This window comes from Agrobacterium sp. GD03872 (genome assembly GCF_029840625.1).
In the GTDB taxonomy this organism is placed as follows: domain Bacteria; phylum Pseudomonadota; class Alphaproteobacteria; order Rhizobiales; family Rhizobiaceae; genus Agrobacterium; species Agrobacterium fabrum_A.
Genome location: NZ_JAOCCY010000002.1, coordinates 580,492 through 595,637 on the forward strand (window position 1 = coordinate 580,492; position 15,146 = coordinate 595,637).

The following is a 15,146-nucleotide window of genomic DNA, read 5'->3' on the forward strand; positions in this document are numbered from 1 at the left end:
GAGCGAAAGCTCAGAAAAATCTCTTGGTAATTCACCGCCGAAATTTCCGGCGGTGCGGGTTTTATTCGGAGTTATTCTTGCCTGTATCCTGTCCGCCGGCGCTGCTTTCATCGTCAGCGACCGGAATGGCGTAGGAGCCGTTCAGCCAACGGGCGAGATCGAGCGAACGGCAGCGATCCGAACAGAAGGGATAATCTTCCCGTGTCGAGGGTCGGCCGCATTCCGGGCAGGGCTGCGATTTGCGAAGCGGGGTGACGTTTCCAGTGCCATCGGTGGAGGATTTTGCCATGGGGTCTATCCTTCGAGCCAGCCCGAAGTCACCTCAAATCCTTCTCCGGAAAGAAGCGACATGGTTTCATAAAGCGGCAGGCCGACGACATTGGTATAGGAGCCGGTCAGCTTCTGCACGAATGCGCCGGCAATGCCCTGGATGCCATAGGCTCCCGCCTTGCCGCGCCATTGCCCCGACGCAATGTAGGCCTCGATCTCGCGCGTCGAGAGGCGCTTGAAGCGCACCTTGGTCTCCGCCACCTTCTGGCGGATCTTGCCGCCGGGGGTCACGAGGCAGATGCCGGTATAGACCCAATGGCTGCGTCCCGAAAGAAGATGCAGCGCGGCCGAGGCCTCTTCCGTATATTCGGCCTTGCCCACGATGCGGCGGCCAACGGCGACCACCGTATCGGACCCCAGAACATAGGCGTCTTTCCACAGTTGCTCACCCTTGAGGGCGGCCTGTGCGGCCTCCGCCTTCTGCAGCGACAGGCGACGGCAGAGCGTGCGCGGATGTTCAAGCTTCGCAGGCGTCTCGTCGATATCCATCGGCATCAGGCGTGCCGGCTCGATACCGATCTGATGCAGCAGTTCCAGACGCCGCGGCGAGCCGGATGCCAGAACGAGCTTTTGTTTTGAATTGGTCATTGCGCGGCCCGGGCGTCCGATGCGGAAGGTGGATTACTTGAAGCGATAGGTAATGCGGCCCTTGGTGAGGTCGTAAGGCGTCATTTCGACCAGCACCTTGTCGCCCGCCAGAACGCGGATACGGTTCTTGCGCATGCGGCCCGCCGTGTGGGCGATGATTTCGTGGTCGTTCTCAAGCTTCACGCGGAATGTTGCGTTCGGCAGCAATTCGGTTACGATGCCCGGGAATTCAAGGACTTCTTCTTTTGTCATGTAAGGGTTTTCTTCCTGTTGATAGTGCCGGACATGGCCTGTCCGGGAAAATTGCGCGGAAACTACACAATCCCGGCACATTTGTGAACCTCTAAAGCATCGGCTTGAAAATCAGTACCGATTTTCATGAGGCGGGGGCAGTTTTCAATCTTTTGAAAGCGCATCCGCCACCGGTTGCTGCCGCCTCGGCAGGCGCTCCGAGATCAGCTTTGCCAGATGATCCCGCACTTCGCGATAGGCGTCGAGGATCTGTTCGCGCGTGCCTGTGATCACCGTCGGGTCCATGGTCGGCCAATAGACCACATCAAGCGAATTCGAGCGCGTCAGTTCCAGTGCGGCGTGATGGGCTTCCGGTGTCAATGTAATGATCAGATCGAAAAAATCATCCTCGATCTCGTCCAGAGTGCGCGGTTTGTGCTTGCCGAGCGAAAACCCCTGTTCTTCCAGCACCGCATCCACGAACGGGTCCCGTTCGCCCGCCCGCACGCCGGCTGACTGTATATAGATGCCGGGCGCCACCAACCGTTTGGCGATGACCTCCGCCATGGGGGAACGGATGGAGTTCATGCCGCACATGAAGAGGACCGATTTGGGCGCTCGTCCCTCGTTTGGCGCTGCGGCAGGATCGATCATCTCTAACCCCGCCAGTAAAGCACGCAGACAAGGGTGAAGAGGCGGCGCGCCGTATCGAAATCCACCTTGATCTTGCCGGAGAGCCGGTCCATCAGCGTCTGCGAGCCATCATTGTGAATGCCGCGCCTGCCCATGTCGATCGCCTCGATCTGGCTCGGCGTGGAGGAGCGTATCGCCTCGTAATAGCTTTCGCAGATCAGGAAATAATCCTTGATGATGCGTCGGAAAGGCGTCAGCGACAAGATATGGGTCGCGACATCCTTCTCGTCTTCGGTGCGGATCGAGAAAACCAGCTTGGCGTCGACCAGCGATATATGCAGCCGATAGGGGCCGCCATCATGGCCGAAGGGTTCGAAGCTGTTTTCTTCGATCAGATCGAAAATGGCGACGGCGCGTTCATGCTCCACATCGGGCGTGGACCGGCCGATGCTGTCGTCCAGTACCACGTCGCAAAGCCGGAAATCGCCTGAAGCCATCGCTTAACTTTCCGGATTGAGGCGAATGGAGACGGAGCGCGCATGCGCGTCCAGCCCCTCGGAGCGGGCAAGGGTGATGGCCGCCGGCGCAAGCTGGCGCAGCTGCTCGGGACCGAGGCGCAGGATCGAGGTGCGCTTGACGAAATCCAGCACCGAAAGGCCGGAGGAGAAGCGTGCCGACCGCGCCGTCGGCAGCACGTGGTTGGAGCCGCCGACATAATCGCCGATCACCTCTGGCGTATGGCGTCCGACGAAGATCGCACCCGCATTGCGGATATGGGCCATCAGCGCATCCGGATCGTCGACGGCAAGTTCCAGATGCTCGGCGGCGATGCGGTTGGCGAGCGGGATGGCGTCGGTGAGATTTTCGATCAGAATGATTGCGCCGAAATCGGCCCAGCTTGCTGCCGCCGTCTCGGAACGAGACAGGCGCTTCAGCTGCCGCTCGACAGCGGTTTCAACGGCCTTGCCGAGTTCGGCATTGTCGGTGATGAGGATGGATTGCGCGCCGCGATCGTGCTCCGCCTGCGCCAGAAGATCGGCGGCGAGCCAGTCGGGATCATTGTCCCTGTCGGCAATGACAAGCACTTCGGAGGGGCCGGCGATCATGTCGATGCCGACGGTGCCGAAGACCTGGCGTTTTGCGGCCGCCACATAGGCATTGCCGGGGCCGACGATCTTGGCGACGGGCGCGATGGTTTCCGTGCCATAGGCAAGTGCGGCGACGGCCTGCGCGCCGCCGATGCGATAGATTTCCTCGACGCCCGCAATACGCGCCGCAGCCAGCACCGCCGGATTGACCGCGCCGCCATTGGCCGGCACGACCATGACGATGCGCTCCACACCGGCAACCCTGGCAGGAACGGCATTCATCAGCACCGAGCTTGGATAGCTGGCCGTTCCGCCGGGCACATAAAGGCCGACGGCCTCGATGGCGGTCCAGCGCGAACCGAGGCCCACGCCGATATCGTCCTCGTAAATATCGTCCTTCGGCATCTGCCGCGCATGGTGTTTTTCGATGCGCCGGGCAGCGAGTTCGAGAGCCTCGATCACGCTTTTATCGACGACGGCAAAGGCCGCATCGATCTCATCCGCCGTGACACGCATGGGGACCTTGGCGAAATCGATGCCGTCGAATTTCTGGGAATAATGGGCAAGGGCCGCATCGCCGCGATGGCGGACATCGTTGATGATGTCGCGAACGGTCGCGTTGACGTCTTCGGAAACTTCTCTCTTGGTTGTCAGGAAGGCTGCGAATTTCTGTTCGAAATCAGCCGATGCCTGCTCCAGCCAAATTGCCACGCCATTGCCCTTTCATTGTCCCCGCGGGCAATGCCGCGAGGTGCACGAACTTACCGCAGAAAAATTGCGGCTCCGGTTATGTGGCATAAATCGAAACGGTGACCAAAGGCAACCGTTGCAGTGGCGCGGTGTGCTTATTCGCTGTCTGGATGATGCGGTTTGGCTGCCGTTTCCCAGGCGCCGCTCACGTCGGTCAATTGCGCCTCGATGCATTCGACATCGAGCGCAATGGCGCCGCCGCCCGAAAGCGTCAATTCCACGGCTCCATCAGGCCCTTCGCCATTCTGCACGAAGCGGATGGCGAGCAGCGACAGCACCTGCTCCTTATCGGTGCGGTTGATGCCGTGCGAACGAACGGCGGAGACCCGTTTCAGGAAAACGACGCTGCGGCAGCGCTCCGGCGGCAGGTTCTTTTTGTCAGTGCTTTCCCAGACGAAACGGTTGGCGGAAAGCGTGAACTGGCCGTGTTTCGGCTCGAAGGCAACATCCTTCAGCTTGAAGACGCTGTCCTGCATATGCGTCGAGATGACGGAGAGATCTTCAGTATCCAGCGCGAGCAATTTCAGGCCGCTCATCTTTTTCTTCCTTCTTCTGCGGTGCGGACCGCTATTTCCATGACTTACACTGGAAATAGGCAGTCCGGGCCCACTCTGCAACGGGTAGAAAAGCGATGAGCGGCTATGAAAGGATCAATCGCTGACGCGTTCGACCAGCGCACCGCAGCGGGTGAGCTTTTCCTCAAGGCGTTCGAAGCCGCGATCGAGGTGATAGACGCGCGAAACCATGGTCTCGCCTTCCGCCACGAGGCCGGCAATGACCAGCGACACGGAGGCGCGCAGATCGGTCGCCATGACCGGGGCGCCCTTCAGGCGGGCAACACCTTCGATGCGGGCCATCTGGCCGGAGAGCGAAATCTTCGCGCCGAGACGGGCCAGTTCCTGCACATGCATGAAACGGTTTTCGAAGATGGTTTCGGTGATGTGGGAGACACCCTGCGAACGGGTCATCAGCGCCATGAACTGCGCCTGCAGGTCGGTGGGGAAGCCGGGGAAGGGCTCGGTGACAACATCGACCGGCTGGATGCCATTGCCGTTGCGTACGACGCGAAGGCCGGTCTCCGTCTCGCTGATCGTGGCGCCCGCAAGGCGCAGCGTGTCGAGCGCATTGTCGAGCAGCGATGCGCGCGTGCCTTCCAGCACCACGTCACCGCCGGCCATGGCAACCGCCATGGCATAGGTGCCGGTTTCGATACGGTCAGGCAGAACCCGGTGGCGTGCGCCCGAAAGCGAGGTGACGCCTTCGATGGTGATGGTGGAGGTGCCGGCGCCCTCGATCTTGGCACCCATGGCGGTCAGGCACTGCGCCAGATCGACCACTTCCGGCTCGCGGGCGGCGTTGTGAATGACGGTGGTGCCGCGGGCAAGGCTTGCGGCCATCAGCATCACATGCGTCGCGCCGACGGACACTTTCGGGAAGGTGTAGACGGCGCCGATCAGGCCGCCCTTGGGAGCGGTGGCGTTGATGTAACCGCCGTCGATCTCCATCGTCGCGCCGAGCGCCTCGAGGCCCTCGATGAACAGGTCGACCGGGCGCGTGCCGATGGCGCAGCCGCCGGGCAGCGAAACGCGGGCGCGGCCTTCGCGCGCCAGAAGCGGGCCGATGACCCAGAAGCTTGCGCGCATCTTGGACACCAGCTCGTAAGGTGCCGTGGTATCGACAATGGTGCGGCAGGTGAAATGCACGGTGCGGGAATAGGCCTCGCCCTGGCTCTCGCGGCGGCCATTGACGGAAATATCGACGCCGTGATTGCCGAGAATGCGGATGAGCTGCTCCACGTCAGCCAGGTGCGGCACGTTTTCAAGCGTCAGCGTGTCGCTGGTCAAAAGCGATGCGATCATCAACGGCAGGGCGGCGTTTTTGGCGCCGGAGATGGGAATGATGCCGTTTAGCTTGTTGCCACCCGTAATTCTGATGCGATCCATGCGTCCCTACGGGCCTGTGCCCGCCTTTCTTTATCGTGCCTTGCGGAAAGGCGCGTCCTTAGACGAATTTCCGCGGCGTTTCAATTTTATGCTGGTGAATTCTCTATGAGGATGATTCGTCCGTTTTTGCGGCAGGCAGGCCAATCGTCTCGTCCTCTTCGCCGGCGCGGCGCGCACGAACCTGCTGTTTGCGCTTCAAAAGATTTTCACGAAGCTTCTTGGCCGCCCGCGCCTTGCGCTCCGCCTCGCGCTGCCGCGCCTTTTCGCCGGGCCCTGCCTGCGGCTTGCCATCGGCTGCCGGGGCGGATGTCTCTGCCGAAGCGCCGGCGGAAACTGCTGTCTTCGCCTGTTTGTCATGATGTTCGTTCATAGATTCAGCAATATCTGAAAAATGTATTTTTCAACAGGGGGCACGCTTTTTTGCCCCGCTTGATGAAGAATATCGTTTTGCGACTTGCGCTCGTCAAAAACCTATGGCAATAGGCCGCCACGCTTGATGCTGAAGCAAACGCTTCGGCACCGGATGCTGCTATAGCTCAGGGGTAGAGCACTCCCTTGGTAAGGGAGAGGCCGAGAGTTCAAATCTCTCTAGCAGCACCATTCTCTCCAAAACTTCAAATGTTTACGCTGGTTGTTGAGCCGATTACCTGTGGCGGTTGACGCATGTGCGCGTTGCGCAATCGTCAACAAATGGAAAACCGCGCCCCTTGCGAGGCGCGGTTTCCATATCCGAATATTCTGTTGCTGCCAGAGCGGGACGAAACCGCCCGTAGCCATCGGGCGCCGCTTACTGACGGAATAGCGACAGGATATTTTCGGAACTGGTATTGGCGATGGAGAGCGACTGGATGCCCAGCTGCTGCTGTGTCTGCAATGCCTTGAGACGCGTTGATTCTTCGTTCATGTCCGCATCCACCAGGCGGCCGATGCCGCTGTCGATGGAGTCGGTGAGCTTGGAGATGAAGTCTTCCTGCAGGCCGATGCGCATCTTGATGGAGCCCAAGGCGGAAGATGCGCTGCTGAGCGACTGAAACGCGGTTTCGACATCGGTGAGAAGATTGCCGATCGTGTAGGATGGCGGCGTCGCGCTGTCGAAAAGCTTGAGGTCGATATCCCATACGGAAATGCTCGAGGCCGTGCCGGGCTGCCCGATGATGCCCTTTGTCGTATCGACCGTCGCCGGTGTGCCGGTCAGGCCGAAAATCACGTTGGCCGTCTCGGTGGCGGTCGTCGTGTCAACCAGAGTGTAATCGGTCTTTGTCACGCTGACCGTGCCGCTGCCGTCACGGACAAAGCCTGAGACGACCGTCTTGTCGCCGGTGCCCAGCAGCCAGTTTTCTCCACTGAAAGATGCGCCCTGCGCAATCGATTCCAGTTGCTTTTTCAGCTGATCGATTTCTTCCTGGATTTTCGTCTTGTCGACACCCTCTTCGGTTGCGGCGACGATTTTCGATTTGATTTCCTTGACGACTTCGACGGCGCTTTCCATTGCGGAATAAGCCACATCGATCTTCGCCGCACCGAGTCCCAGTGCATCCTGAACCGCGGAAAGCGCCATGTTGTCCGAACGCATGGTGGTCGCGATCGACCAGTAGGCGGCGTTGTCGGAAGCCGTCTTCACGCGCAGTCCGGAAGAAACTCTGGATTGTGTGTCTTCGAGCTGGCCGCTGATTGCACGCAGTGTCTGAAGCGCCGACATGGCGGCGGTGTTTGTCAGAATACTTGTCATAATTGCCCCTTTTGAGCTGGCTAAATGGGAAGGGACATTCCGGGATCGCCGGAAACGACAGCGCGGCGTGATGCCTGTTAACCTCTTTTTCGTCTTGGTTAACGAGTCGTTTCGATGGCTTGATTTAGCGGTGATTTGGTTAATGAAGTCTTAATCGAAAAGTTTATGAATTTTGCAGTCACTCGCACAAACAAAAACCGCGCCTTTCGGCGCGGTTGATTTTTTCGGCTGACGCTTTCGATTAACGGAAGAGCGACAGGATGCTTTCGGAGTTGCTGTTGGCGATCGAGAGAGCCTGAACGCCGAGCTGCTGCTGGGTCTGCAGGGCCTTGAGGCGGGTGGACTCTTCGTTCATGTCAGCGTCCACGAGGCGGCCGATGCCCTTGTCGATGGAGTCGGACAGCTTGGAAGCGAAGTCTTCCTGCAGGCCGATGCGCATGGAGAGCGAGCCGAGCTTCGCTGCGGCGCTGGTCATCGCCTTCAGGGCGTTTTCAACCAGCGTCAGTGCTTCGGCCATGTTGGTGGCGCGGTCTGCGGCTGCATACTGGGTGATATCAAGCGTGTAGACGGACTGAGCGGTGACAGTCGTGAACGTTCCGGTCGTGCCGAGAATGCCGGTCGTGTCGGGGGCGCCCGTGGCGTCAACCGAACCGAAAAGAGTGTTGCCGGTAGCGGTGTTGTCGAGGGCATATTTCGTGGTCGTGACGTTGACGGCGCCACCGGTGGAGCGAACGAAGCCGGCAACGACCGACTTGTCCGGATCCGTGCCAGGGGTTGCCGCGCCGAGCGTCGAAACGCCAACGAGCCAGTTTTCGCCGTAGAAGGAAGCGCCCTGCGCGATCGAAGCGAGCTGCTTCTGGAGCTGGCCGATTTCTTCCTGAACCTTGGTGCGGTCGACGCCTTCTTCGGTGGCGGTAACCAGCTTTGCCTTGATTTCCTTAACGACTTCGATAGCCGATTCCATGCCGGCAGAAGCGGTGTCTACCTTGGCGGCGCCGAGGCCGAGAGCGTCGGAAACGGAGGAGAGCGCCATGTTGTCGGAGCGCATGGTGGTCGCGATCGACCAGTAAGCAGCATTGTCAGCAGCTTCGCCAACGCGAAGGCCGGAGGAAACGCGTGCCTGGGTGGATTCCATGTTCTGGCCGATGGAGCGCAGGGTCTGGAGCGCAGACATTGCTGCGACATTGGTGATAATGCTCGTCATAGTAGTGTGCCCCTTGAATGGCTGATTAAAGAAGGGACATTCCGGTTTCACCGGGAACGGCGCACAGCATCATGCCTGCTAACTGGCTGATTTTTAACGTTAGCTCGCCGTTTCGATGAGCTTAAGTAACGCGACTTTGGTTAATGAATTGATAAGCGCGGGGAGAAAATCAGCACTATGAAAAATGAAAAATGCAACTCTCGCGCGCACGCGCGCGTATCGTTAAAAGTTTAAAAAAAAGATAAGGCCGCATCCTTATTCGGGATGCGGCCTATCTGATGCACTCGGTTCGATTCAGCCTTTCGAACCTGTATGCTTTTCATCCGTCCATGCATTTGGTCAGCCCCCGAATGCATATGGGAAGAAAATGGGTCCCCCAGCCCCGAAGGGCTATGAGAAGCTCAACTCTTAACGGAAGAGCGACAGGATGTTCTGCGAGTCGCTGTTGGCGATCGACAGAGCCTGGATTGCCAGCTGCTGCTGCGTCTGCAGAGCCTTCAGCTTGGTGGACTCTTCGTTCATGTCGGCGTCGACGAGACGGCCAACACCCTTTTCGATGGTGTCGGACAGCTTGTCGGCGAAGTCGCTCTGCAGGTCGATACGTGCAGACAGCGAACCGAGCTTGGCGCCGGCGCTGGTCATCTTCGTCAGAGCGGTTTCAACAGAGTAGAGCGCGTTGTCGAGATCGTCAGAGCTGACGTTCAGGTCGAGAACGGAGATCTGGGTGTAGGTCTTGGCGCCGACGGTGGTGGTTGCACCGGTTGCGTTCAGGATACCGGAGTTCGCATCGATCGTGCCCGGTGTCGCTTCGGTGTAGAGCAGCGAGCTGGCGTCCAGTGCGTAGTCCGTCGTCTTGACGCTGACCGTGCCGCCAGCGTCACGGACGAAGCCGGATACGACGGTCTTGGTGGCGTTGGCGCTGGAAACGAGCCAGTTTTCGCCGTTGAACGAAGCGCTCGTGCCGATCGACTTCAGCTGGTCGAGAAGCTGGGTCACTTCTTCCTGGATCTTGGCCTTGTCGACGCCCTGTTCCTTGGCGGCAACGACCTTTGCCTTGATGTCGGTGACAACCTTGATGGCGGCGTCCATACCGGCGGATGCGGTGTCAACCTTGGCAGCGCCCATGCCCAGTGCGTCGGATACGGCGCCGAGAGCCTTGTTGTCGGAACGCATGGTGGTTGCGATCGACCAGTAAGCGGCGTTGTCCGAAGCCGAACCAACCTTCAGGCCGGAAGAGATGCGGTCCTGCGTGGTCGACAGATCGGAAGCGATGGAACGCAGGGTCGAAAGAGCGGCCATTGCGTTGGTGTTGGTGAGAATGCTTGCCATAATAAATGTGTCCCTTGTTTTTACGAGATACTGGAGTGGGGACATACCGGGTTTGATAATACCGGTCGCAACGTTTCGGCTTCATGCCACTCGGTTCGGAAATGCTTAGTTTCAGAAACCAAACCCGCTGCGTGTGGAAAGAAATTCGCAGCGAAAAATTGCCCAATTATTAATTTGAGCGTTAAGAAATATTGGAAAATACTTATGGTTACTTTTTGACTTAGTTAAATGGTAATTTTTTTATTTATGAAGATAGTTACCCGGTCGATAGTAAAAATGGTAACCGAAGCATTAAAATGCGAAAACCCCGCTGCCTCTGGCGCGCGGGGTTAAAAAACTGGGTTAACGGATGTCGATCCGGCACAGCGGCCGTCAGTTGAACGATCTGACGAGGCTGCCGACGAGCAGGTTCCAGCCGTCGATCAGCACGAAGAACAGGATCTTGAACGGCAGGGAAATCGAAGTGGGCGGCAGCATCATCATGCCCATGGCCATGGTGATGGTCGCAACGATCAGATCGATGACGAGGAACGGCAGGATGATCAGGAAACCGATCTCGAAACCGCGCCGGATTTCCGAGAGCATGAAGGCCGGAACCAGCACGCGGTAGTCGACGACATTGTCGGTCATCACTTCCTGGCCGCGCTCGCGGGCGATGTCGACGAAAAGTTTCAGATCCTTGTCACGCGTATTGGCGTTCATGAAGGTGCGGAAGGGCTCGGCGATGCGCTGCACGGCCTGCTGTTCGTTGATCTGGTTCTGCAACAGCGGCTGCACGCCGTCCGTCCAGGCTTTGTCGAAGGTGGGCGACATGACGTAGAAGGTCATGAACATCGCCATCGACAGCAGGATCATGTTGGATGGCGTCGAGGCGAGCCCCATGCCGGATCTGAGGATCGAAAAGGCGATCACGAAGCGCGGAAAGCTCGTGACCATGATCAGGATGCCCGGCGCGACGGAGAGGACCGTCAAGAGGCCGAAGGTGCGGATGATCCATGCCGCGACGGAGCCGTCTATCTGCGTGTTGAACAGATCGGACGGAAATTGCTGGGCACTGGCAAGGCCCGGCAAGACGAGGAGGACGGCGATGGTTACAAGAAATCGAATCATTCGATGACAAAGGTCCGGAACATGACCTTGGATACGCGCCCTTGAGAGCGCAGGTCAACTCGTTCCTGAATGTCATCCTTAAGATATTGAAAGCCGCGCGGCCCTTCCAGCTGCTGAAGGGAAACGGTGCGCACATAGGCCATGATATCCTGGTGGATATCTTCCGCCAGACCCACCTCGACCGGTCCCTTGAACATCAGCGCCACTTCCAGTCGCACCCAGTTCGTCGAGGGATAGGCGAGGTTGGTGGTGATGGGATCGAGCTGGACGATGCCGTTCGCCTCGGCGGAGATTTTCTCGATGGCTTCGCCGCCCTTGCCACCCTTTTCACCGGCGGCTTCCGGCGCCTTCGCGGCCGTCTCGCCGCCAGCACCCTTGGGGGCGATCATGCCGCCCACCATCCAGCCGCCGCCCGCGCCGAGCAGGGTGAGGATAACAACGCCCGCGATGGTCATGACCAGAGGGGAGGATTTTTTCGTGCCCTCTGCCTGTTCGTTTTCCATGGGTCAGTCCCGTTCCCGTATGCCGGCTTCAGATCGGCGAGAACAGGTCGACGACCTGCTGACCGACCGGGGGTTGCTGCACTTCCGTCAGGCGGCCGCGGCCGCCATAGGAGATACGCGCCTCGGCGATGCGCTCGTAGGAGATCATGTTCTGCGCGTCGACATCCTGCGGCCTGACGATACCCGCGACATTGAGGATGCGGATTTCGTGATTGACGCGCACTTCCTGCGAACCGCTGATGATGAGGTTGCCGTTTTCGAGAATGCCGGTCACCACGGCGGCCACGAGCAGCGTCAGCTTTTCGGAACGCTTGGTCTTACCCTTGCTCTGGGTGTCGGTGTCGGAACCGTAATTGATGCTGGAATCGGCCTTCGGGTTCCAGCCGAATATCTGCGCATCGGCTTTCCAGTTCAGGCCGCTGGCATTGGTGCGGTTGCGCTCGGTCTCGTTGTCGAAATCGGCCTTGTCGTTGATCTGGATATTGACGGTCAGGATGTCGCCGATGTTGAGCGCCCGCAGATCCTTGAACAGGGCGCCCTGACTGTCGCTCCACAGGGAATAACCGCTCGCCATATGTTTCGGCTGCTTGGGATACATGCCCATCTGCGGCGTCTGGCTGAATTGCAGGCCGCTGCCGATCGGGCTCATCGCGGGTGCATTGCCGATTTCCTTCAGGGTCTGGTTGTTCTGGCAGCCGGCAAGCAAAGCGAGCGGCAGGAGGAGGGCCGGAAGGCGACGCGTGCTCATGAAGGATCCTTCGAAGTGTTTTTATCGGTTGCCTGCGACATGATGCCGGCGACGGTGGCGGCCTTCTGGGCGTCCATCTCGCTGAGAATGAGACCCGACTGGCGCGGCGGCAGCTGCATGATGATGGCGGCCGCGATTTCCACATGCATCTTTTCGAGCTGAGGGGCGGCGGCATCGGCCTTCATCGTCTTATAGATGTCGACGAGGTTGCTTTTCGCCTGATTGAGGAAATGCTCGCGGCGCGCCAGCCAGTCCTCATATTCCGCCTTGCGGTCCTCCAGCACGGCGATGCGCTCGTTGACATCGGCCTGAAGCTTTTCGAGTTCCTGTTTCTGCATCAGGTAACGCTGATCGCGGGCCGCATCGGCGATGTTGGTGCAGAATTTCTGGATTTCATCCTGCGTGCTGAGCTCGGAGACCACGTTCTGCTGGCTTTCCGCGCCGGCGGCCGGCAGCAGGAACAGCAGCGAGGCGACGGCCGTTAAGCGGATGAGGCCATTCGGGAAAGCGTCGTTCTTCTGATTTTTCATCATTGCAGCACAAGCTCCGCCTGAAGGGCGCCGGCGGATTTGATGCCTTGCAGGATGGCGATGATGCCGTCCGCCTTGAGCCCGATGCTGTTGAGACCGGCAACCAGCGTGCGAAGGTCGGGACCTTCGACGATGGCGACCTTGCTGCCTTCCTGCAGCGCCATGATATCCGTCTGCGGCTGTACGGCCGTCTGGCCGCGCGAGAACGGCTCCGGCTGGATGACCTGCGGCGATTCGGTTACCTGGACGGTCAGCGTGCCGTAGCTGACGGCGACGCGTGAGATGCGCACATCCGCGCCGATGACGATGGTGCCGGTGCGTTCGTTGATGACGACCTTGGCCGGCGTATCCGTTTCTACGGTCAGGTTCTCGATTTCCGCCATCAGCCGGGTGAGATCGGCGACGCGGGGTTTCTGCACCGCGATTTCCTGCGAATCGCGCGCCTCGGCGATCGGATCGCCATAACGGGCGCGGGCAAAGGCGTTGACGACGTCGGCAACGCGCACCGCCGTCGAAAAGTCGGGGTTGCGCAGTTGAAGGACGAGATTGACCGAATCCTTGAACTTCGACGGCAGTTCGCGCTCGATGATCGCGCCGTTCGGCACACGGGCGGAGGTGGTGACACCCTGCGTCAGCGTCGCGGCGTCACCCTGGGCGGAAAAGCCGTTGACGATCAGCGCGCCCTGCGCGACCGCGTAAATCTGGCCGTCCGCGCCGGAAAGCGAGGTCATGATGAGGGTACCGCCGCGCAGCGACGAGGCGTCGCCAAGCGAACTGACCGTCACGTCGACACGGCTGCCGGGGCTGGCGAAGGGCGGCAGGTTGGCCGTCACCATGACGGCGGCGATGTTCTTGGCATTCGACTGGCCGCCCTGCGTGGTGATGCCGAGATTCTGCAGCATGGCGCGCATGGATTGCTCGGTAAACGGCGAGGAGCGCAGGCTGTCGCCCGTGCCCTGCAGGCCGACCACGAGACCGTAACCGATCAGCTGGTTGTCACGCCCCGCCTGCAGCGATGCGATGTCCTTGATCCGCGACGTATCCGCATGGGCTGCGGGCGAAAGGAAAGGCTGGGCCGAAAACAGGATGGCCGCTGCTATGATACGAAGCACTCTCATTTCGCCATCACCTGAATGGTTCCGTCCTTCATGACCGTGCCGTTGACGATGACGCCGGAATCGATATTACGCACCCGCACGACCTCGCCGACCGAGCCGTCGGTCATCGGCGTTCCCGAGGCCATCAGCGTCATGTTGCCGATGGTGAAGACGAGCTTGACGCTGGTGCCGCGCACCACCAGCGAGGGCTCGCGCAGGGCGGCAACGGGGATGGTGCGTCCGGGAAGCAGGGTCTGCTTGGAGATCATGCCTTCCACTTCGCTGATATCGCTTGCATAACCCGCGGAAATATTGGGATTGGTCACTTCCACCGGCTTCACCTGTTCGGGCGTGATCGTCTCGCCCGGATAGATCGTGCGCACGGGAACCAGCGCCATCGGCGCCTGAGCCAGAGCGGGCATCGATGCGGGCGCAAGCGCACCCAGTGAAAAGGCAGACGCCAGGCACAAACGGACGAGCGCCGTTCTGTAGCTGCTATTGTTCCGGCCAAACCTCATGTTCGCCTGCCTTTCCGTTCTTACTTCAGGTTCTTGCTGACAATCGACGCCATTTCGTCAGCGGTGGTGATGACCTTGGAATTCATCTCGTAAGCGCGCTGCGCCGTGATCAGGTCGGTGATTTCCTTGACGGCGTCGACGTTCGAGCCTTCGAGGTAGGACTGCTTGATGTAGCCGTAGCTCGGATCGTCAGGCACACCGATGACGGCGTCGCCGGAAGCCGGTGTCTGGGCAAAGAGGTTGTCGCCGAGCGGCTTCAGGCCGGCCTCGTTCGCGAAATTCGCGATGGTCAGCTGGCCGAGCTCGGTGAAATCAGCGGCGTTGCCGATACGGGCCGTCACCTGACCCGTACGGGTTACGGTGATGTCCTGCGCATCCGTCGGAATATTGATGTTGGGAATGACGTTGTAGCCATCGACCGTCACCAGATTGCCGTCGGCATTCTTGTTGAAGGCGCCGGCGCGGCTGTAGAGCGTCGAACCGTCGGCCGCCTCGATCTGGAACCAGCCCTGGCCAATGATCGCGACGTCGAGCTTGTTGCCGGTCTCGATCAGGTTGCCCTGGGTGTGGATGTTGCGCACGGCCGAGGTCTGCACGCCGAGGCCGATATTGGCGCCTTCGGGCACAATTGCCTGGTTGGCGCGGTTCGGTACGCCCTGCATGCGCTCGGTTTGGTAAAGAAGGTCGGTGAACTCCGCACGCGCACGCTTGTAACCGGTGGTGTTGATGTTGGCGATGTTGTTGGCGATGACTTCCAGATTGGTCTGCTGGGCGTCCATACCGGTGGCAGCGATGGCAAGAGCTCTCATGTCAAT

Annotated in this window: 19 protein-coding genes and 1 tRNA gene; 1 reads left to right on the top strand and 19 read right to left on the bottom strand. The window is 59.7% G+C overall.

The features are described from left to right. Positions 1-61: 61 nt before the first annotated feature. From yacG to N5D22_RS06820, 9 genes are all read right to left on the bottom strand, one after another. Complete coding sequence (gene yacG / locus N5D22_RS06780) at positions 62-289, bottom strand: DNA gyrase inhibitor YacG (RefSeq protein WP_279654912.1); 228 nt, start codon at positions 287-289, stop codon at positions 62-64. 5 nt (positions 290-294) lie between these two features. Beyond that, a complete protein-coding gene (locus tag N5D22_RS06785; protein WP_279654913.1) occupies positions 295-918 on the bottom strand; it encodes a Maf-like protein in 624 nt (207 codons plus the stop codon). 33 nt (positions 919-951) lie between these two features. Further along, on the bottom strand, positions 952-1,170 hold the full coding sequence (infA, locus tag N5D22_RS06790) for a translation initiation factor IF-1 (protein ID WP_003503453.1): 219 nt from the start codon (positions 1,168-1,170) through the stop codon (positions 952-954). Positions 1,171-1,314: 144 nt separating this feature from the next. Beyond that, complete coding sequence (locus N5D22_RS06795; RefSeq protein WP_279654914.1) at positions 1,315-1,803, bottom strand: low molecular weight phosphatase family protein; 489 nt, start codon at positions 1,801-1,803, stop codon at positions 1,315-1,317. A gap of 2 nt (positions 1,804-1,805) precedes the next feature. After that, positions 1,806-2,279, bottom strand: a complete 474-nt coding sequence (locus N5D22_RS06800) for a UPF0262 family protein (RefSeq protein WP_080817879.1) — start codon at positions 2,277-2,279, stop codon at positions 1,806-1,808. Between the two features lie 3 nt (positions 2,280-2,282). After that, positions 2,283-3,581, bottom strand: coding sequence for a histidinol dehydrogenase (hisD, locus tag N5D22_RS06805; protein ID WP_279654915.1), 1,299 nt, complete (start codon positions 3,579-3,581; stop codon positions 2,283-2,285). A 134-nt stretch (positions 3,582-3,715) separates the two neighbouring features. Continuing rightward, positions 3,716-4,156 carry a DUF2948 family protein gene (locus N5D22_RS06810; protein WP_279654916.1) on the bottom strand — a complete coding sequence of 147 codons (441 nt, stop codon included), beginning with the start codon at positions 4,154-4,156 and terminating at the stop codon, positions 3,716-3,718. A gap of 114 nt (positions 4,157-4,270) precedes the next feature. Further along, on the bottom strand, positions 4,271-5,563 hold the full coding sequence (murA, locus tag N5D22_RS06815) for a UDP-N-acetylglucosamine 1-carboxyvinyltransferase (protein ID WP_279654917.1): 1,293 nt from the start codon (positions 5,561-5,563) through the stop codon (positions 4,271-4,273). A gap of 103 nt (positions 5,564-5,666) precedes the next feature. Beyond that, positions 5,667-5,933, bottom strand: a complete 267-nt coding sequence (locus N5D22_RS06820; protein ID WP_279654918.1) for a hypothetical protein — start codon at positions 5,931-5,933, stop codon at positions 5,667-5,669. A 155-nt stretch (positions 5,934-6,088) separates the two neighbouring features. Between N5D22_RS06820 and N5D22_RS06825 the strand changes: the two genes are divergently transcribed. Continuing rightward, a tRNA-Thr gene (locus N5D22_RS06825) sits at positions 6,089-6,163 on the top strand. 187 nt (positions 6,164-6,350) lie between these two features. Here the strand turns inward: N5D22_RS06825 and N5D22_RS06830 are convergent. From N5D22_RS06830 to flgG, 10 genes are all read right to left on the bottom strand, one after another. Further along, on the bottom strand, positions 6,351-7,292 hold the full coding sequence (locus N5D22_RS06830; RefSeq protein WP_279654919.1) for a flagellin: 942 nt from the start codon (positions 7,290-7,292) through the stop codon (positions 6,351-6,353). A 241-nt stretch (positions 7,293-7,533) separates the two neighbouring features. Continuing rightward, the gene (locus N5D22_RS06835) at positions 7,534-8,496 is read right to left on the bottom strand and encodes a flagellin (RefSeq protein WP_279654920.1); all 963 of its coding nucleotides are present in this window, start codon (positions 8,494-8,496) and stop codon (positions 7,534-7,536) included. A gap of 408 nt (positions 8,497-8,904) precedes the next feature. Beyond that, on the bottom strand, positions 8,905-9,825 hold the full coding sequence (locus tag N5D22_RS06840; protein WP_279654921.1) for a flagellin: 921 nt from the start codon (positions 9,823-9,825) through the stop codon (positions 8,905-8,907). 372 nt (positions 9,826-10,197) lie between these two features. Continuing rightward, on the bottom strand, positions 10,198-10,935 hold the full coding sequence (gene fliP / locus N5D22_RS06845) for a flagellar type III secretion system pore protein FliP (RefSeq protein WP_279654922.1): 738 nt from the start codon (positions 10,933-10,935) through the stop codon (positions 10,198-10,200). Then, positions 10,932-11,438: a flagellar basal body-associated FliL family protein gene (locus tag N5D22_RS06850; protein WP_279654923.1), complete on the bottom strand. Its 507-nt coding sequence runs from the start codon at positions 11,436-11,438 to the stop codon at positions 10,932-10,934. Before N5D22_RS06850 ends, fliP begins: the two co-directional genes overlap by 4 nt. A 28-nt stretch (positions 11,439-11,466) precedes the next feature. Beyond that, positions 11,467-12,186 carry a flagellar basal body L-ring protein FlgH gene (gene flgH, locus N5D22_RS06855; RefSeq protein WP_279654924.1) on the bottom strand — a complete coding sequence of 240 codons (720 nt, stop codon included), beginning with the start codon at positions 12,184-12,186 and terminating at the stop codon, positions 11,467-11,469. Then, the gene (locus N5D22_RS06860; RefSeq protein ID WP_279654925.1) at positions 12,183-12,719 is read right to left on the bottom strand and encodes a MotE family protein; all 537 of its coding nucleotides are present in this window, start codon (positions 12,717-12,719) and stop codon (positions 12,183-12,185) included. Before N5D22_RS06860 ends, flgH begins: the two co-directional genes overlap by 4 nt. Next, on the bottom strand, positions 12,716-13,834 hold the full coding sequence (locus tag N5D22_RS06865; RefSeq protein ID WP_279654926.1) for a flagellar basal body P-ring protein FlgI: 1,119 nt from the start codon (positions 13,832-13,834) through the stop codon (positions 12,716-12,718). Before N5D22_RS06865 ends, N5D22_RS06860 begins: the two co-directional genes overlap by 4 nt. Continuing rightward, complete coding sequence (gene flgA, locus N5D22_RS06870; RefSeq protein ID WP_279654927.1) at positions 13,831-14,331, bottom strand: flagellar basal body P-ring formation chaperone FlgA; 501 nt, start codon at positions 14,329-14,331, stop codon at positions 13,831-13,833. Before flgA ends, N5D22_RS06865 begins: the two co-directional genes overlap by 4 nt. A gap of 20 nt (positions 14,332-14,351) precedes the next feature. After that, positions 14,352-15,140 carry a flagellar basal-body rod protein FlgG gene (gene flgG, locus N5D22_RS06875; protein WP_003503427.1) on the bottom strand — a complete coding sequence of 263 codons (789 nt, stop codon included), beginning with the start codon at positions 15,138-15,140 and terminating at the stop codon, positions 14,352-14,354. Positions 15,141-15,146 lie beyond the last annotated feature (6 nt).